The sequence below is a fragment of the Arthrobacter sp. NPDC057013 genome (assembly GCF_042674585.1).
Classification (GTDB): domain Bacteria; phylum Actinomycetota; class Actinomycetes; order Actinomycetales; family Micrococcaceae; genus Arthrobacter.
In genome coordinates this window covers 388,496-406,478 of sequence record NZ_JBHUSE010000001.1, presented here as the reverse complement: position 1 = coordinate 406,478, position 17,983 = coordinate 388,496, and the positions used below count along the sequence as shown (strand labels likewise).

The following is a 17,983-nucleotide window of genomic DNA, read 5'->3' as shown; positions in this document are numbered from 1 at the left end:
GAGGTGTGGCAGGCCGATGAAGAGGTGGTCATTGCTGAGCATTCCGCTGGTGGGTCTCGCCAGCATCACCGTCTGGGCGCAGGCTGTTATCGGGGCGCCGACAGGTCAGGAACCCGGCGTCATTGTTCGTGAACCGGACCCCCGCGACTCGGTCCTCAACTTCGACGGCTTCCCTGAAACCCGACTGTCGCCGCGCACCAACCCGACAGCCACGCCCGGACCCTCATTACCGGCGCTCAAATCGGCGCCGCTGAACCCTGCCACCTCCTCGCCCCATTCCACGAACCCAGCTGAACCGGCCCAGACCGGACCGGCACCCGACGACCCGGCCAATTCCGGCGAGGACCCCGACGTGTCCTCCGATGATTCCGGCGTCGAACTGGTGGAGCCAGGCCAGATCATTTGGACTGGCGGTACCAGTGACTACTAAACGCACGCGGCGGCAATCCGAAGAAGCAGTTTCCCCCCGCAACAAGGAGTCAGTGATGCACACGGAATTCCGCGACCTGTATGAACCCATCCCGCCGGAGCAATGGGGCTCCACGGTTGACTCCTCCTATGGCCAGCCGACCACGGTGATGGTGGATGACTCGGAACTCCACCAGCAGGTCCTCGACATCATCCACAACGTGCTCGCCACAGCCGATCCGCGCTCCGACGTCCGGCGCCGGCTCCTGCGCCACCTCGCAGAGAACCCCGGGCATCCCGAACAGGCGCTGCTGGACCACCTGCGCGACAGGAACCGCCGCGGCGGCCGCTCGGCGCGGGACAGCCGGGCTTCCACCGTCGATCCGCACATCTAGAAGATAACAACGCAGCTCACGCTGCCCCACAGACCGGGTACCCGCCGCGGCACGGGTACCCGACGTATGTCCGGTCCCGTTTTACCGGCGGCCCTGTCTTACGGGCGGCCCTGTCTTACGGGCGGCCCTGTCAGAAGAGCAGCAGCACGAAGCCACCGACGGTGCTCACGATGCCCACACCGGTCAGGATCCAGCCGAGGATCAGGATGATGTTGTCGTGCTTCGGAGGTTTCAGGCCCCAGCGCGAAGGGTGGCAGAGGTCGTAGTGGAGCTCCACCTTGGTCCCGGCCACCAGGCCCCGCCCGACGTCGGAGTCCACCAGGGTCTGGCGCGGGACGTTCTCCTGGTCAGTCCAGCGGAAGCCGGTGAAGCCGCCGGCGGTGTAGACCTCGCCGGTGGTTTTGGTCCAGGCGCAGCGGCGCCGTTCGATAATCAGGCCCCACACGAGCAACGGCACGCCGGGGAGGAAGCCCACCCACGTCATCATTTCCAGGATGGGGCCAAGTACATCCGCGATACCGCCCATGCACCAACTTTAGCCGCCAGCCGGCCTGCTTCTGGCCCCCGCTGCAGGGCGTCAGCTGCCGGTTTCCTCCGGGTGCTCGCGGGCCCGCTTCGCGTCCGCGGTTTCGCCCTGTTGCGGGATGAAATCCGGGTCCAGCTTGGTGCTGAGGTCGGTTTCCTCGCGGGCAGTTTCGCCAGGTGCTGTTTGGTGGGATGCGGATTCGTCGCGGACCGGTTCGCCGGAACCAGTGCGGGTCTCGTCTGGGTTTTCGGTCATGCCCCCAACGTAGTGCCCGCGGGGGTGCAGAGTCGAGCATCCAGCGAGGCCGCCAGGGCTGCCGGGCCACAAGACCCACCCACCGGGCGGACAGGCGGCTCCCAGCAAACTGTGACACCCTTGTTACGATGACTTTCCAGCTCAGGGACCCCCGCCGTAAGAAGCAAGGCCGCCAGCAGCAGGGCCGTCAGAAGCCGCGCCGCCAGCCGTCGGCCGGAAAGATGCGCCTCGCGGCGGGCACCGGCTTCCTCTTCGCCGTGGCCACCCTCGCCTGCGCCACGGGCCTCGCCGCCACCTACTACTACTTCGTCCGCACCACCACCGGGCAGTTCATCGACGAGTCCGCCCTGGTGGAGGCCGTGCAAATTCACGGGCCCGCCGGCAAGGTGACCACCCGGTTCCTGGACTGGCTGCCCACCATCTCCCTGGTGATGGCCGCCGTCGTGGTTCTTCTGGTGACGGTGGTTCACCGCCGGTGGCGCGCCGCGGGCATTGCCGTCGCGGCATGCGTCGCGGCGAACATCGCCACGCAGGTGCTCAAGGACCTGCTGCCGCTGCGGCCGTACCGGGGCGTCGAGACGCTCGAGCTGAACTCGCTGCCGTCCGGACACACCACTCTGGCGGCGAGCGCGGCGGCGGCCGTGTTCCTGATGTCGTCCCCGCGGTGGCGTCCGCTGGCCGGATTTGTCGGCGGCACCTTTGCGATCGCCTCGGGCATGTCCACGCTGGTGAACCAGTGGCACAGGCCGGCGGATGTGGTGGCGGCGTTCTTGGTGGTGGGCTGCTTCATGATTCCCGCGGGCTGGCTGATTCTCCGGAACGACGGCCATGAGTGGAACGTCTGGGACGGCTTCGGCGGGCACTGGGGTTCGGCACGGCTGTGGATCGGGCTGCCTGTGGTGCTGGGGCTCGCCTCGGCTGCGGTGTCGGTGTATTCGCTGGTCATGATCGTCCCGGGCATCGGCCAGGAGGCCAGCACAACCAACTACTTCTGGGCGGGCATCTCGCTGATCGTGATCTCCGGGTACCTGGCCACCGTGGCCACGACGTCCCTGTTCGCGTACGCCGTCCGACGCCGAGACTGACTCCCGTTCCCTCCCTCCCCGCCGTCGTTTCCCCCACCCAGCTGGCGGCTTGTTACCATTGGCGGACCTTGTCTGGTCTCTTGGGGGAATTTCTTTGCGCTACCGCGATATTTCACGCTCTCTTACGGCCTTGATCGCGGCTGCCGCGATGCTCCTGGCCGCTGCCGTCACTTTGCAGGCAGCGCCGCCTGTGCAGCTCACCTACGCCAACGCGAACTACGCCATCAACACCGCCGGAGGCTCGCCCTACATCGGCACAGCCGTGGTTCCCCTGACTGCGACGACCTGGGGCACGGTGAACAGCAAGGGCGTGGTGCAGATCAAGATCAACAACGTGGTGGTCTACCACCCCGTGAACAGTGCATGGTTCGTGAACCAGATGCTCTCCTCGTACCGCGTCACCAAGAACCCCGAGTATCTGCGCCGTGCGGACGCCACCACACGCTACATCCTGTCCGGCTCGTTCTCGGACGCCAGCGGGGCCGCCTGGTTTCCCTACAGGTTCAGGCATACGCCGGGCAACAAGATCGACATGGGCATCCCCTGGTACTCCGGCATGGCGCAGGGCATGATGCTCTCCACCTTGGTGAACCTGTATGAAACCACCGGCAACACCTACTGGAAGACACAGGCCGACCGCGTTTTCCGTTCTTATCAGGTGCCCAAGAAAAACGGCACGCCTTGGTTCCAGGACCAGGTGCTGAAGGGCAGCAAAATCTATATGTGGTTCGAGGAATACGTCGGCACGAACATTCCCCCCGCCCACGTGGTCAACGGGCACATCTATGCCGCATGGGGCGCCTACGACTACTACCGGCTCACCAAGAACCCCACGGCGCAGTGGATGTTCAACACCGCGGCCACCACCATCCGCGACTACTTCACCAGCTACCGCCGCCCGGGGACCATCTCCTGGTACGCGGCGAGTGCCTACGGCCAGTACGTGTGGGGCGCCCCGGCGAGCTATCACAAGGGCGTCACCAATCAGCTCGCAATCCTTGGCCGGCAGACCGGGGACCCGGCATTCGCTACTCAGTCGGCGCTGCTGAAGGCCGACTACTCCTGACGCAGGCGCGCGCAAGCGCGCAGCACCTCACGGGTTCGCAACCTTTACAAGCCCCGCCGGGAAGCCCACAATAAGTCGCACCACAGCCTCCACTGACTCAGCAGTGCGCTGTTACTGGACCTGCGAAAGCAGAGGTGCGCGGACATGAACGACCAAGCCGGGGCGGACAAGGCCCTGAAGGAGAAGCACCGGGCCATGTGGGCGCAAGGCGATTACCCTGCCCTCGCCAGCGAACTCCTCCTGGACCTGGGCGCCATCCTCGTGGAGGCCTGCAACATCAAACCGCGCCAGCGCGTACTTGACGTGGGCACGGGTGCCGGCAATGCAGCCATCCCCGCGGCCATGATGGGTGCCAAGGTGATAGCCAGCGACCTCACCCCGGAGTTGTTCGACGCCGGGCGGCGGCAGGCCGCCGACCGCGGCGTTGAGCTTGAGTGGGTGGAGGCCGACGTCGAGCATCTCCCCTTTGCGGACGGCGAGTTCGACGTCGTCATGTCCTGCCTCGGTGCCATGTTCGCCCCGCACCACCAGGCGAGCGCCGACGAAATGGTGCGTGTCTGCAGGCCGGGCGGGACCATTGGCCTGCTGCACTGGACCCCGGAGGGCTTCATCGGGCAAATGTTCACCGCCATGGCCCCTTTCGCTCCCCCGCCACCGCCCGGCGCGCAGCCGGCGCCGCTGTGGGGTAACGAAGACCATGTCCGTGAGTTGTTCGGCGGCCGGCTGAGTGAGATCCGGGCGCAGAAGCGGACAGTTGCCATCACCAGCTTCCGCCAGCCCGAAGACTTCCTGCACTATTTCAAGTCGCACTACGGCCCCACCATCTCGGTGTACAAGTCGCTGTCAGGTGACGACGAGAAGGCCAAGGCCCTGGACGAAGCCCTCACTGAACTTGCCAGCACGTACATCGAGGCCCACGGCGATACGCCCGCGCAGATGGAATGGGAGTACCTGCTGCTCACGGCGAAGGCCAATGCCAAGCCCCAGGAAACCGGGCTGTGACGGACTCCCCCGCCTCGCGCCGCGCCCTTGAGGTGGCGTCCATCCCGTCGTTCCGGAGGATCTCCGAGCACCTGAACCATTCCACCTATGCCCGCCGCAGGCACCTTCCCGGCATCTGCGACTTCACTCTGGGCAATCCGCACCAGATGCCTCAGGACGCCTATGTTGACGCCCTGCGCGATGCGCTCCATCCGCACGACGACCAGTGGTTCGCGTACAAGACCAACGAGGTGGATGCCCGGGAGGCGGCGGCGGATTCCCTGGCCCGGCTGCTCGATGTTCCGTTCGAAGCCGGCGACCTGTACCTCACCACCGGAGGCTTCACCGCGATCGCCCTGGCGCTGAAGACAGTTACGGATCCCGGCGACGAGGTCATCTACAGCCTGCCGCCCTGGTTCCTCTATGAGCCGCTTGCCGTCGAGGCCGGACTGGTCCCGGTCAAAGTCCGGATCGACATTGAGACCTTCGACCTCGATCTGGCGGCCATCGAAGCGGCCATCACGGAGCGGACCCGCGTGCTGATCATCAATTCGCCCAACAACCCAACCGGCAGGATCTACCCGCCCGAGCTCCTCCGCCAGCTGACCGCACTCCTCGACGACGCGTCGGCACGGATAGGCCGGCGGATCTATCTGGTGTCCGATGAGCCGTACAACAGGATCGTCTTCGACGGCGCCCGATTCCACAGCCCCGCAGAGTTCTATCCGTACACGCTTCTGGCCTACTCCTACGGCAAGACGCACCTGTCGCCGGGCGAGCGCATCGGGTACCTGGCGCTGCCGCCGAGCATGCCGGACCGCAAGGAGCTCGGCGCCGCGGTGGAGGCCATGCAGCTGGCCATGGGCTGGATTTACCCCAACGCCGTGCTGCAGTACGCGCTGCCGCGGCTCGAGACGTTCACCATCGACGTCGGCCAGCTGCAGCAAAAGCGGGACCGCCTGGTTCAGGAGCTGGGCGGCATGGGGTACCGGCTCCGGCCGTCCGAAGGCACCTTTTACCTGTTCGTCGACTCCCCCATCCATGACGACGAGGCGTTCACCGAGGCGCTCGGCCAGGAGGACGTATTTGTGCTTCCGGGCGTCCTGTTCGAGACACCCGGGTTCTTCCGGATTTCCCTCACGGCCAGCGAGGACATGGTGGAGCGCAGCCTGCCCCACTTCCGGGCGGCCATCGAACGTGCCGGACAGGACCGCCCGGAGGACGCCGAAATCAGGCTCCCCACGGGCCTGATCCCCATCGTTCCCGCGAACCCCCGAAAACTGCCCTGACCCGGCCACCCGCCATATTGGTGGCCTAGGTCAACTGTTTCCCGGCCAGAGCCCCACCTTTTCCCAACCTGCGTGTGCCAGCGTGGCCGTATGCCGCCTCTAAGGAAGGCGGCAGGCGAGGTGGGGTGAGGCGAGTGGCAGTCGCTACACATTTCCGGTCCGGGCTATGAGGACCGGCTCATGAGGTCCCGGCAATGAGCAGGGGCCCCGGCCGGCATCGAGCCCGCAGCCGCCACCGGCTTGGCAAAGCAGCAACCATCGGGACAGTTTCCTGGCCTGCAGCCCCGCGCGGCCGGCTCCTGATCATCTGCGCCGCGATGGTACTGACCGCAACCACTGCTTACGCGTCAGCCGTGGCGCCGTCACCGGTGCCATCACGGGCCGTCCCGGCGGCGGCACCCTCCCGCTCCAAGACACCGGCGCCGCAGGCAACCAAGCCAGTCCAACGAGCGACGACGCCGGTCCCCAGCCCCGCGAAACCTCCGAAACCCAAGTCGACGGCCACCAAACGGGCGGCACCTTCCCCGCGCACCGCCGTCGTCCGCCCCACCCCGGCACCGGCCGTGCCAAAACCAAAGGCGGCACCGGCACCGCAACCGGCGCCGCCGGCGGCGCCCGCCGACGCAACGCTCGAGGAACAGCTCAACGCGATCATTGCGGTCAACAGCCGGTACCAGCTGGGGGTGGCCCTCGTTGACATGTCCGACGGCGTTCTCCGCCAGTACAGCGTCCGGGAGAAGTTCGTGGCGGCGAGCACCGGCAAGATCCTTGCCGCGGCCGCGTACTACCATTTGGCCGAGGTGGGCGTCCTGTCCCTGGCGGCGCCGATGGGCGGCCAGACCGCCGCCTTCCAGATCCGGCAGATGATCCAGCAGAGCAACAACACGTCCTGGGCCCTGATCCTCGGGGCCATCGGCCGCCAGGGGATCCAAGACTACGCGGCGTCGCTCGGCATTGCGTACGACAGGACCTTCAACACGCTGTCCCCGGCAGAGACGGCCCTGATTCTGACGCTGCTCTACACGGGCCGGCTGCTCAGCCCGGCGCACGCCGCCGAGCTGCTGTCCTACATGCAGAACACCAACTACGAGACCCTGATCCCCGCTGCGGTGCCGCAGGGCATCACCGTTTTCCATAAGTACGGGCTGCTCAACGGAAACCTGCACGACGCGAGCATCCTTGTCCAGGGTCAGCGCGCGTACGCCTTCGTGGTGTACTCGCTGGGTGCCAGCGCCGCGGATATTCCGGTGCAGACCACCATCATCCGGCAACTCACCCAGGCGGTTGTGGCAAGGCTGTTCTGACGTCAGGCTGTTCTGACATAAGACCGTTCTGACGTACGGCGCCGGGTGGCTGCCGGCCAGGAGTTTGGGGTTGCCGGCCCGGCATGTCAGGGGGGTGCAATGCCGGGCCGGCCAGCTGGCTAAACGACCACTCGCGGCTGTGGCGTCGAACCAGATGGAAGGATCGTGCCAGCCGTTCCTAGGAGAATCCCGTTTAACCTTGGGGAGCGCAGACCCCCAACCCGCCAGCGGCCGCGGACCGCCGCGCGCTGCTGGCGCGCCTTCCGGCTGGGGGGACCTTGTTTCCTCAGGACTCCAAGGTTCACCAGTAAATCCACCATGCAGGAGCGGAACAATACCGGCAGACGGCATTCCCCTTCACACGGGATTTGCCGGCAACGCCGCCGGTCTCAGCGCATGCCGGAAGGGCCCGCGGGGCGGCGCAGGTGGAAGGGAAATACGATGATGAGCCCGGACCCGTACTCGAGCGGTGACAGCCATTGGCAGTCCCCCACCCCGGAGAGGCTGCCTGCCCGGCACGCAGCCGGCGGCCCCGCAGCAGTTCCTGACCAGCCCCGGGTCGGCCACCGGCCAGCCCAGCGGCCTCCCCAAGGAGGAATACTGCAACGCCAACTGATGCGGCTCATCGGCGAAATCCTCGGCGACGAAGACCTGGACTCGACGACCCGGCTTTCGCTGCTCAGGCACATCTCCGAACATCCCGGACACCCCGAACAGGCCATGCTGGCGCATTTGCACGAAATCCAGGATGGAGGACGTCCATGAAAACCAGAGCGGCCCTCGCGCTGTCGCTGGCCGGGATTCTGGTGACCGGATCCGCCGCCCTCGCCGTCAACACGCATGTTCTGAACACCACACCGGCGGGCACCGGCAATGCGAACAGGATTCTTTTGCCGAGCAACACCGGCAATTCTCCGGCCCCGGCCGCCGCCATCAGCGCGACAGCGGTGCCGAACGTCACGCCCAACGTTGGCGGCGGCAGCACTCCTCCTCCGCCCGCGAAGACTGTCGGCAAACCTGAGTCCGAGAACCACAAGGGCGGACGCAAAGCCGGCAGTGTTACAAAAAAGTCCGACGCCGGACCCGCCAAGTCCCAGCCAGCCGGCACCACCGCTTTCCAACCCGACGCCGGACCTGCCGGGTCCCAGCCCGACGGCACTGCAGCTTCACAGACCAACGCCAGCCCCGCCGTCGTATCCGTCCAGCCTGGCGACGACAAAGGCGGCCTTGGCCCAGCATCGGAACCGGGCACTGACAAGGGAAAACAACGCAACGCGTCCGAACCTGGCGGGGACAGCGGCGGACACGGCTCGGACGATTAGGGCGCTGTTGAGGCCGGGCTGAAGACCCTCCAAGCGGGCCTTCTGTACTCACGCGGGAGGCCCGTCTGCGCTGGTCCCAGTACACGACTCCCGAGCCGAATATGGCTCGACACGGCAACGAAAAGATAACTCTTTCTTTGCCTTATGCGTAAATCAACCTGTATCGTATTCATTTAGGTCGACCGAAACTCCGCCTGGAGCCGCAAACTCCAGGAGCCTGCGCCCTGCACCGCAGCGCGCCAGCCGCTCCCGGCTCCTAAATAAATCCCCCGCCCGAAACCAGCAATTCCTGCTGTCCGGAACTCCCGGTCAGCCCAGCTCCCGGCACCATTCAGGGGAGCGCAACAGTGATGAAAGGCCGGCATTATGTACGCCGACACCCGCACCACCTTGACCCACCCTGAAACCCGAACCGGCACCAGTTCCGTACCCAGGTACCAGCCCCACCGCCCTGCCGCTCCCGCCCGCCGCAACCGCGCCGCGCTGAGGAGGGCAACCCCCCGCAAGCAGACGGTCCGGCTGATCCTGCTGGGCATCCTCTGCACCGCAGGCTGGCTCGCGTCCCTGCTGGTGGGGCACTTCGTGGAGTTCGGTCCGGTACTGCACTGCATCGGACTTGCCGGCCACATCCTCGCCCTCGTGCTGGCCTTCGGCACCATCCTTGTTGTCGACTGGCTGGGCCTGCTGTGGCTCATGGGCAAAGTGCACATGCACGCATCTCCCAAGCTTGAACGCGCAACAAAGCCGCTGATTTGGGGCGGGCTCGCGCTTCTGCTGGCATCGGGCGCGCTCATTCATCCAGACATCACCAACCCGGTGACCGCCGTGAAGCTCAGCTGTGTGCTCATCCTGATGTTGAACGGCCTGAGCATCGGCCCGGCCATGCACAAGATGTTCGCTCTCCCCCGCGAAACAAGCTTCAGCGAACTGGGCCGCCGGCTGCGCACGCGTCTGCTGATCGCGCTGAGCATCTCGCAGGCGTGCTGGTGGACGGCCGTTCTGATCGGCTTGGTGAACAGCACCCTCCGCCGCTGGGCCGGGATGTAACCAGGGCCCAACGGCGCTCCCGCCCATCAGTAGTTGCGGCGGTGCCTGAGCCTGGGAAGCACGACGGCGAACACACCTGCCGCCGCGAACCCCAATACGCCTGTGGCCGTCACGCCGGCACCGAGGGAGGCCACCGCCGTCACCGCGGAGAGCAGCACGGGACCGCCGGTGGAGCCGGCGTCGGCCATGAACCGCCAGAGGCCCAGAAACTGCCCGCGGCCACGGCCGGGCGAGAAGTCGGCGCCCAGCGTCATCACCAGGCCAGAGCTGATTCCGTTGCCGAAGCCGATCAGCAGGGCCACGAGCAGCAGGCTGGTGAACCCCGCGGTGAGCGGGATCAGCACTAGCGCGACGCCCATGATCAGCGTGGAGGGTATGGCCACCCACTGCCGCCCGCGCCGGTCCATCACCTTGCCGGCCGGGTAGAAGACCAGCATGTCAATCGCGCCGGAGAGCCCGTACACCAGCGAAGCGTGCGTGGGGTCGAGCCCCAGGTGGTCGGCCCACAGCGGGATCACCACCTGGCGGGAGGCGCGCAGGGCGCTGAGCAGCAGGACGCCGATTCCGGCCGTCAGAAAAATGCCCGCGTGCGAGACGGCCACGCCGCGCAGGGTGGGCTCGGGCCTCGTGTCATGGGGATCGGAGCCGTCCACCGACACCAGGTCGGGAACGGTGACGGCGAGCACGGCGGAGGCGGCCATGCCGGCAACGCCCACCCAGTAAGCGCCGCTGATACCGACGAAAGCGATGGCCGCGGCGCCGATGAACGGCCCAATGAACACGCCGATGCGGCTCACGCCGCCCAGCGTAGACAGGGCGCGGGCGCGGAACTCCACCGGCACCGCCTCGGTGAGGTACTTCTGCCGGGCCAGGCTGAAGACAGCCGCGGCCATCCCGACGACGGCCATTGCCAGCGCGAGCAGCCAGAGCCCGTTGCCAATCACCAGCGACACGCCCGCGGCCAGCAGGGCCACCGCCCCGGCGGCGGCCGCGCCCACAATGGACCAGCGTTCGCCGAACTTCAGCGTGATCACCGAGGCCGGCAGGTTGAAGAACCACGAACCGAGGCCGATCAGGGTGACGATCAAAGCGGCCACGGCAACCGAAGCGCCCAGCTGGACGGCGGACAGCGCCGCCACAGGGAATATTGCACCCTGGCCAATGCTGAACAGCAGGGCCGGGCCGAAGGCCGGAACAGCAATACCGCGGAGGCTGAAGGGCGGCGGGCTGTCGGGCGGAGTCATCCCCTTCATCCTAGGCGCGGGCAGGATCAGCCCAGCGGAAACCCTGGCCGCGCGAGGCCAGAATCACAAACAATTTGATTTACAAGGTCACGGTTTCAACCAGACCTTGGCGAAATTGATAAGTATGCTTAGCCTTGAGTCAGGGCGAGGCGCGCGGACCCCAACCGGACATCAGGTATGGTTCGGAAAAATTGAACAGACGCAGGAGTGATCATGGAAGTCTGGCCGGGCAGCGCGTATCCACTGGGTGCGACCTTTGACGGGATGGGGACGAACTTCGCATTGTTCAGCGAGGCGGCCACCGCCGTCGAGCTGTGTTTGATAGCCGACGACGGCACCGAAACGCGCGTGGAGCTCCTCGAGGCCGACGGGTATGTCTGGCACTGCTACCTGCCCCAGATCCAGCCCGGGCAGAAGTACGGCTACCGGGTCCACGGGCCGTACGACCCCGCCAAGGGCCAGCGCTGCAACCCCAACAAGCTCCTCCTGGACCCGTACGCCAAGGCCATCGCCGGGCAGGTGCACTGGCACCAGGCGATGTTCTCCTACAACTTCGGCGATCCCTCCTCCCGCAACAACCAGGATTCGGCGCCCCACACCATGCTGGGCGTGGTGATCAACCCGTTCTTCGACTGGGCCGGGGACCGGCCGCCCCGGGTCCCCTACCACCGTTCGGTCATCTACGAGGCGCACGTCAAGGGGCTCACCGAACTGCACCCGGAGGTGCCCAAGGAGCAGCGGGGTACCTTTGCCGGCGTCGCCCATCCCGCCGTCATCGCGCACCTGCAGCGGCTGGGGATCACAGCCATAGAGCTGATGCCGGTGCACCAGTTCGTCAACGACGGGACGCTGCAGGAGAAGGGCCTGAGCAATTACTGGGGCTACAACACCATCGGCTTCTTTGCGCCGCAGAACACCTACAGCTCGATCGGCCAGATGGGCCAGCAGGTGCAGGACTTCAAGGCGATGGTCCGTTCGCTGCACCGTGCGGGGATCGAGGTGATCCTCGACGTCGTCTATAACCACACCGCAGAAGGCAACCACCTCGGACCCACCATGAGCTTCAAGGGGATCGACAACGCTGCGTACTACCGCCTGCTGGAGGACGACAAGCAGTACTACATGGACTACACGGGCACCGGCAACACCCTGAACGTCCGCCAGCCGCACTCCCTGCAACTGCTCATGGACTCGCTGCGCTACTGGGTCACCGAGATGCACGTGGACGGGTTCCGCTTTGACCTCGCCGCCGCGTTGGCCAGGGAGTTTTACGACGTCGACCGGCTCTCCACGTTCTTTGAACTGGTGCAGCAGGACCCGATCGTGTCGCAGGTGAAGCTGATCGCGGAGCCGTGGGACGTCGGGCCCGGCGGCTACCAGGTGGGCAACTTCCCGCCGCAGTGGACGGAGTGGAACGGGAAGTACCGCGACACGGTCCGCGATTTCTGGCGCGGCGAGCCTGCCACGCTGGGCGAGTTCGCGTCCCGGCTGACCGGCTCCGCCGACCTGTACGAGCGGTCGGGGCGGCGGCCGGTGGCCTCGATCAACTTTGTCACGGCGCACGACGGCTTCACGCTGCGGGACCTGGTCTCCTACAACGAGAAGCACAACGAGGCCAACGGCGAGGGCAACCGCGACGGCGAATCGCATAACCGCTCGTGGAACTGCGGCGTCGAGGGTCCGACGGCGGATCCGAAGGTGCTGGCGCTGCGGGCAAGGCAGCAGCGGAACTTCATCGCCACGATGCTGCTCTCGCAGGGGGTGCCGATGATCCTGCACGGCGACGAGCTCGGCCGGACGCAGCAGGGCAACAACAACGTCTACTGCCAGGATTCCAAGCTCAGCTGGGTCAACTGGGACGCCATCGACATGCCGCTGATGGACTTCACCGCCGCGGTGAACCGGCTGCGCGCCAAGCACCCGACGTTCCGCCGCAGCACGTTCTTCGACGGCCGCCCGGTGCGCCGCGGCAAGGGCGAGAAGCTGCCCGACATCGTGTGGCTGAACGAGGACGGCATGGAAATGCTCCCCGAGGACTGGGGACGCGGCTTCGGCCGGACCATCGGCGTGTTCCTCAACGGCGACGGCATCCAGGGGCGGGACGACCGCGGCCGCCGCATCACGGACGTGAACTTCCTGCTGTACTTCAACGCGCACGACGACGACATCAAGTTCACGCTCCCGGCAGGTGAGTTCGCCGAGGCCTGGGACATGGTGATCAACACGGCCGGGACCGGCGTGGAGCGCGGGCCGATCGACGCCGGGTCGGTGCTGAAGGTGGCCGCCAAATCAATGGCAGTGCTCCGCGCCCGCGACCTCAGCCAGCCTGAACCCAACCTCTCCGTCGCCCCAGGCCTGCAGTCCCCCGGCCCGGCCTAACCCAACGCCCGCTCACTCCCTGCAACCTTTCCCCCAACCCTCTCTCACCACCTGCCGCCTTTCCCCCAACCCTCTCTCACCACCTGCCGCCATTCCCCCAACCCTCTCTCACCACCTGCCGCCCAACAGGCCGGCGTGTCACCAGGTCACGCGGAAATCACCCGGCGGAAACCACCCGGCAATGTGGCAGCCCCATCCTGAGAAGAGCGCCGACGGCGCCACATGACCAAAGCGCCGACGGCGCCAGGATGGAGCCCGGCATGCAGGATTCAACCGCAACCGGCAGCGCAGCCGGCCGCATCATCGATTGCCGCACGCTCGCCCCCGGCGACATGATTGAGGCCAGCTACAACGGGCAGCTTTACTATGTGGGAACGGTGACGGAAACCGTGCCCGCCCTGGGGATGTTCTGGATTCTCGAGCCACGTACCGGGACCCGGAAACTCCTTGATCCGCTGGCTCTGTACGTGGTCCGGCGGCCGGCCGCCGACACAGGTGACGGCTCGGCCGGCGGCCCAACCACCGTCGCGGGCCGGTGACGTTTGCCACGGCCGGCATCGCTGGGTATTTTTACTTTCACAGCAATCTTCCGGGTGGCATTCAGGTAAAACTGGGGTCTCGCCGTCGTACTCCGGATGATTAGCAGTACGAGCGTTTCTCCTCTGACTGGTCCAGCCGGACTTTTCGGCGCAACAGCCATGAGCCGTTCTGCCGCGCGCTGAACCGCCGGGGCTGTCCCGGCGGCCACTTCGTGTTTGGGGGACACACACATGACCGCATCCAAATGGCTCGCCGCCGGTTCGTCAGCAGCCGTGTTCGCGGGCGGGCTCTTCATTGGAGTCCCGATGGCCGCCGCAGCACCGGGCGACGCTGCCTGCGTGCAGGCTTCAACCCAGTTCGAGGCCGCCCTCTCAGCCGCGGGCATCACTGAAACCACAGTTGCCGATCTCGAGTCCAAGGCCGCAGTCGCGGCGGACGCCGAGGCGGGGTATCTCGCGATGGTCGAAGCGGCAGGGGCAGTCCCCGCCGCCGAGCTCGCGACTGCACAGGCAGCACTGGACGACGCCATCGCGGCGACCGACGCAGCCGAAGCGGCCGAGGAAGAAGCCGAGGATTCCGGTGATCCGGCCGCCATCAGTGCTGCCCAGGACGCCACGGAAGCAGCCGAGGCGGCCGAGGAAGAAGCCCGGCAGACCGTGACGGACCTGACCGCGGCGCACGAGGCAGCCGTCAACACGCCGGAGATCATCGCTGCCCGCGACGCCTTCAACGCCGCGGTGGCCGAGTTTGACGACGCGCTGGCCGCCGTCTCCCTCGATGAAGCTTCCGCCGCCGACCTCGCGGGCCTCTTCGAGGCCTTCCTGGCGGCCTGCAACCCGGACTCCCCCGGTGTTGATCCGGTTACGCCGCCGGTGACCGGACCTGTGGCTGGCCCGGAGACTGCCGCCCCGGGAAGCACGACGCCGGCCATCGCCAATGCGGTCGACGCGCTTCCCGCCGTGGGCGGCACCCCGTTGGCCGCCACGAACAGGGGGCTCAACGTGCAGACCGCGGCAAAGGCCGAGCCGGGGGTTCACCCCGGGCTTGCGCTCCTCGCCGGGCTCCTGACGGCGGGTATCGCCGTGCCCGCGGCGGTTGCCATGAGGATGCGCCGCCTGGAGCGTGGCCGGCGGTAGGCAGTGGAACCGGAGGCCACGACCGGCCAGCGCCGGCCGATCCGCCGGCGCTGGCTCGCCGTGCCCGCGGTTGCCACGGCGGGTTTGGCGGCCGCGCTTTTCCTGGTGCCGTCGAACGCTGTTCCCCCGAGCGGCGGCGGCAGCACCGCCGTCGTACCTTCAGCCGTCGCTTCAGCCGTGCGTTCCCAGGGTGCCACCCCCGTTGCCCGCAAGGCGGTGCGGCCGCTGGCGGCGGCGCCGACGGCGGTGTCAATCGCGGCTGCGGGCCTGGACGTGGGGATCCTGCCGCTGACGCCGAGTGCGGACGAGCTGGCGTCGGCATCGCTCGTGCCGCCGCTGACCCTCGACGCGTACTGGCTGACGAGCTACGGCATGCCGGGTGCGGGCTCGGGCAATACGACGTACATTGTGGGGCACAGCTGGGACGGCCGGGATGCCCCGTTCAACCGGCTCAGCGACGAGTCGCTCGTGGGCAAGGCGGTCACCGTCACCACGGCGAAGGGGGCGCTGAAGTACGTGGTGGATTCGGTGACGACCCACGACAAGAACACGCTCAAGGACAGTGACCTCTGGAACGTCGTGCCCAACCGCGTGGTCCTGATCAGCTGCTACACCGAGGACCCGTGGGGCAAGAACGTGGTGGTGACGGCCTCCCCTGCCCCTTAGCGGCGCCCTCTCAGCTTCTATCGCCTTTGGCAGGACACTCGCTCATTTCGTACCGTTAACGCCCGACGCTCCCTCAGCTTGCGTCGCATTTTGGCGTACCCTTCCTCAGCTTTCGTCGCTTGTCCCCGACGCGTCCGCACCGGCAAAGCAGCCTTGATTCAATATTGATCGAATCCTGCGGCAATGCTGGGCCGGATAGGGCATGCAAGTAGGAGCCACATGACACTATTAATTCGGTTGCAAAAATCCGACAAAAAACTTTCCTGGGGGAACTATGTCCACAACCGAAATCACACCTGCCACCGCTCAGCCCGCTGCCGACAAATCGAAGCGACGGAAGGCAAAAGCAATTCTGGCCGGCGGGCTTGTTCTTGGCATCGGTGCAGCAGTCACACTCGCCGCCTGGAATGACTCCGAATTCGCGACGGGAATCTTTGGAAGCGGCCACTTTGACATTGAAGGTAGCGTCGACGGTTCGGATTCATCCTTTGATGACCACCCTGAGACGGCCCCTGCGACATTGGTTGCGCAAGGAGATTTCCCGTCTTTGACGCCTGGAGCCAAGGTTGCGATGCCTTACGTGCTCCGCCTCGACAAGGACACCGACTACGACGCCACCGTCTCGGTTTCATCATCCGCAACGCTGACAGGAACCAGCACAAATGAGTTCTCGTACGGCATTGTGAAAGTCACTTCTGCTGCGGCCTGCAACGCTACAACGCCAGGCCAGTCGACCGTCGTTGGCCCGAATACCGCGTTTGGCGATAGCAAGGCTTCGGCCTTCACGCTCAATAGGTCGACGAATATCGGTACGGATCCGGGGACACCGGTATTTCTGTGCATTCAAATGACCGCCAGCAACAACTTGAAACAGGACACTACTCTCGTTGCAACCTGGGAATTCGCAGCAGCCCTAGTCTCTTAGCGTGAGCCAAGCCGCAGCCCGCATGCGCAGCCGCACTTTCACCCGGGTGCGCGCCGTCCTCGCTGGTGCCCTCGTCCTTGGCGTGGGCGCCAGCGTGACGCTGGCGTCATGGACAGACTCCGAGTACGCGGCGGGCGCATTCACCGCCAGCACTTTCCGTCTTGAGTCCAGCACCCAGACCACGGACTGGCGCGACAGCACCTCAGCGGCGGACGCTTCACTCACGGTGAACGCAACGGGGTTGTCGCCTGGCGCGTCCGGCTACTCATGGCTCAATGTCCGCACGACCGCGGCATCAACAGTCGGTGGAACAGTTGTGCTGACGAGCTCGACGCCGGTCGGTGACCTGTCGCCTCAGCTTGAGTACCGGGCCGTGCTGACATCTGCTGCGACGACGTGTGACGCCAGTGCGTTTTCCGGCACGCCTTTGTTTATCGCCGGGTCGGCGTCGGCTTATTTGCCGGCGTCCGCCGTGGGGGCTCCGCCAGTGAGCTCGCCGATCACAGCTGCCGGCAACAGCCCAGTGCGCTACTGCTTCGACATGCGGATCAAGACAGGCGCGGACAACAGCTTCCAAGGCAAGTCGGCTACGGTGACGTGGCTGTTCACCGGAACATCGAATTAGGGAGGAGGGGAATCGTGAACCAAAAGGCCAGCGCAGGGAGCCGGTTCGGTAACACCCTCCTGAACATCGCAGCGCTCGGGGGCAGCCTCTGCATCATCCTGGTGATCCTTGCGTTCTTCTTCCAGATCACGCTGATCATGTTCAAGACCGGCTCCATGAGCCCGACCATCCCGGCTGGTTCACTCGCCGTCGTCAAGAGAATCCCGGCGTCTGAAGCGCGCGTGGGTGACGTCGTCACGATAGACCGGGCGTCTGCGCTGCCCGTGACGCACCGCGTCACATCCATTTCGCCGGCCGAAGGCGGCGCGGCCAAAATCACGATGCGCGGGGACGCCAACCCAACCGACGATCCCTTGCCTTACGAAGTCCGGACGGTGCGGATCGTACTGTGGTCTGCGCCGGAGCTCGCCTACACCGTCAATGCCGCCAATAACCCGCTGGTGCTGGGCGGCCTTACTATCGTGATGGCCGTCGTCGTGACGAGGGCTTTCTGGCCACGGGATGAGCCCGGCCGTCGTCGGAAGGAAAGCGAGCACCAGGAAGCGGCAACGTGAAGCGGCAGCGGATCGCCGTCGTCGGACTGCTTACCTTGGCGACGGCCCTGGTGGCGGCTCCCCCGGAACCGACGACGGCGGCATGGACCGTGCCGCAGCAAGCGAAGGGAACGTTCCAGGCCGGGACGGTCATGCGGCCAACATGGTTAGGCTGTGCCAGGGACGGGCTAGGCTTCAAGTTCACTTGGACGACACCAGCCGGTGGTCTGAAAAGGGAGAAGTACTCCTGGACGCTG

General features: G+C 66.1%; 20 protein-coding genes. 17 read left to right on the top strand and 3 right to left on the bottom strand.

Annotation, left to right across the window (positions count from 1 at the left end):
* Positions 1-16 precede the first annotated feature (16 nt).
* Together ACFTSA_RS01910 and ACFTSA_RS01905 are read left to right on the top strand one after the other, a co-directional pair.
* A complete protein-coding gene (locus ACFTSA_RS01910; protein WP_377949146.1) occupies positions 17-430 on the top strand; it encodes a hypothetical protein in 414 nt (137 codons plus the stop codon).
* A gap of 55 nt (positions 431-485) precedes the next feature.
* Entirely contained in the window at positions 486-803 is a 318-nt protein-coding gene (locus tag ACFTSA_RS01905; RefSeq protein ID WP_377949143.1) for a hypothetical protein, read from the top strand.
* A gap of 130 nt (positions 804-933) precedes the next feature.
* On the opposite strand, the gene ACFTSA_RS01900 is transcribed toward ACFTSA_RS01905, so the two are convergent.
* Positions 934-1,329, bottom strand: a complete 396-nt coding sequence (locus ACFTSA_RS01900) for a hypothetical protein (protein WP_377949140.1) — start codon at positions 1,327-1,329, stop codon at positions 934-936.
* A gap of 51 nt (positions 1,330-1,380) precedes the next feature.
* Complete coding sequence (locus tag ACFTSA_RS01895) at positions 1,381-1,584, bottom strand: hypothetical protein (protein ID WP_377949138.1); 204 nt, start codon at positions 1,582-1,584, stop codon at positions 1,381-1,383.
* A 128-nt stretch (positions 1,585-1,712) separates the two neighbouring features.
* Between ACFTSA_RS01895 and ACFTSA_RS01890 the strand changes: the two genes are divergently transcribed.
* The 8 genes from ACFTSA_RS01890 (at position 1,713) to ACFTSA_RS01855 (ending at position 9,678) form a co-directional block, all read left to right on the top strand.
* Positions 1,713-2,669 carry a phosphatase PAP2 family protein gene (locus tag ACFTSA_RS01890; protein ID WP_377949135.1) on the top strand — a complete coding sequence of 319 codons (957 nt, stop codon included), beginning with the start codon at positions 1,713-1,715 and terminating at the stop codon, positions 2,667-2,669.
* Between the two features lie 130 nt (positions 2,670-2,799).
* Positions 2,800-3,735 (top strand): D-glucuronyl C5-epimerase family protein, encoded by a 936-nt coding sequence (locus tag ACFTSA_RS01885; protein WP_377949133.1) that lies wholly within the window; start codon positions 2,800-2,802, stop codon positions 3,733-3,735.
* A gap of 144 nt (positions 3,736-3,879) precedes the next feature.
* Positions 3,880-4,737, top strand: coding sequence for a class I SAM-dependent methyltransferase (locus ACFTSA_RS01880; protein ID WP_377949130.1), 858 nt, complete (start codon positions 3,880-3,882; stop codon positions 4,735-4,737).
* Entirely contained in the window at positions 4,734-6,005 is a 1,272-nt protein-coding gene (locus ACFTSA_RS01875; RefSeq protein ID WP_377949128.1) for an aminotransferase class I/II-fold pyridoxal phosphate-dependent enzyme, read from the top strand. Before ACFTSA_RS01880 ends, ACFTSA_RS01875 begins: the two co-directional genes overlap by 4 nt.
* 194 nt (positions 6,006-6,199) lie before the next feature.
* Positions 6,200-7,309 (top strand): serine hydrolase, encoded by a 1,110-nt coding sequence (locus ACFTSA_RS01870; RefSeq protein WP_377949126.1) that lies wholly within the window; start codon positions 6,200-6,202, stop codon positions 7,307-7,309.
* A gap of 441 nt (positions 7,310-7,750) precedes the next feature.
* Positions 7,751-8,074, top strand: coding sequence for a hypothetical protein (locus tag ACFTSA_RS01865; RefSeq protein ID WP_377949123.1), 324 nt, complete (start codon positions 7,751-7,753; stop codon positions 8,072-8,074).
* Complete coding sequence (locus tag ACFTSA_RS01860) at positions 8,071-8,631, top strand: hypothetical protein (protein ID WP_377949121.1); 561 nt, start codon at positions 8,071-8,073, stop codon at positions 8,629-8,631. Before ACFTSA_RS01865 ends, ACFTSA_RS01860 begins: the two co-directional genes overlap by 4 nt.
* A gap of 366 nt (positions 8,632-8,997) precedes the next feature.
* The gene (locus ACFTSA_RS01855) at positions 8,998-9,678 is read left to right on the top strand and encodes a hypothetical protein (RefSeq protein WP_377949120.1); all 681 of its coding nucleotides are present in this window, start codon (positions 8,998-9,000) and stop codon (positions 9,676-9,678) included.
* A gap of 26 nt (positions 9,679-9,704) precedes the next feature.
* Here ACFTSA_RS01855 and ACFTSA_RS01850 read toward each other — a convergent pair whose 3' ends face one another.
* Positions 9,705-10,922, bottom strand: a complete 1,218-nt coding sequence (locus ACFTSA_RS01850; protein ID WP_377949118.1) for an MFS transporter — start codon at positions 10,920-10,922, stop codon at positions 9,705-9,707.
* Between the two features lie 213 nt (positions 10,923-11,135).
* On the opposite strand from ACFTSA_RS01850, the gene glgX reads away from it, so the two are divergent.
* From glgX to ACFTSA_RS01815, 7 genes are all read left to right on the top strand, one after another.
* Entirely contained in the window at positions 11,136-13,301 is a 2,166-nt protein-coding gene (glgX, locus tag ACFTSA_RS01845) for a glycogen debranching protein GlgX (RefSeq protein WP_377949116.1), read from the top strand.
* Between the two features lie 260 nt (positions 13,302-13,561).
* On the top strand, positions 13,562-13,840 hold the full coding sequence (locus ACFTSA_RS01840) for a hypothetical protein (protein ID WP_377949113.1): 279 nt from the start codon (positions 13,562-13,564) through the stop codon (positions 13,838-13,840).
* Between the two features lie 231 nt (positions 13,841-14,071).
* Positions 14,072-14,977, top strand: coding sequence for a hypothetical protein (locus ACFTSA_RS01835; protein ID WP_377949111.1), 906 nt, complete (start codon positions 14,072-14,074; stop codon positions 14,975-14,977).
* A 3-nt stretch (positions 14,978-14,980) separates the two neighbouring features.
* Entirely contained in the window at positions 14,981-15,643 is a 663-nt protein-coding gene (locus tag ACFTSA_RS01830; protein WP_377949110.1) for a class F sortase, read from the top strand.
* 274 nt (positions 15,644-15,917) lie between these two features.
* Positions 15,918-16,568 carry a SipW-dependent-type signal peptide-containing protein gene (locus ACFTSA_RS01825; protein WP_377949107.1) on the top strand — a complete coding sequence of 217 codons (651 nt, stop codon included), beginning with the start codon at positions 15,918-15,920 and terminating at the stop codon, positions 16,566-16,568.
* A gap of 1 nt (position 16,569) precedes the next feature.
* A complete protein-coding gene (locus ACFTSA_RS01820) occupies positions 16,570-17,193 on the top strand; it encodes a SipW-dependent-type signal peptide-containing protein (RefSeq protein ID WP_377949104.1) in 624 nt (207 codons plus the stop codon).
* Between the two features lie 14 nt (positions 17,194-17,207).
* A complete protein-coding gene (locus ACFTSA_RS01815; RefSeq protein ID WP_377949102.1) occupies positions 17,208-17,747 on the top strand; it encodes a signal peptidase I in 540 nt (179 codons plus the stop codon).
* Positions 17,748-17,983: the final 236 nt, after the last annotated feature.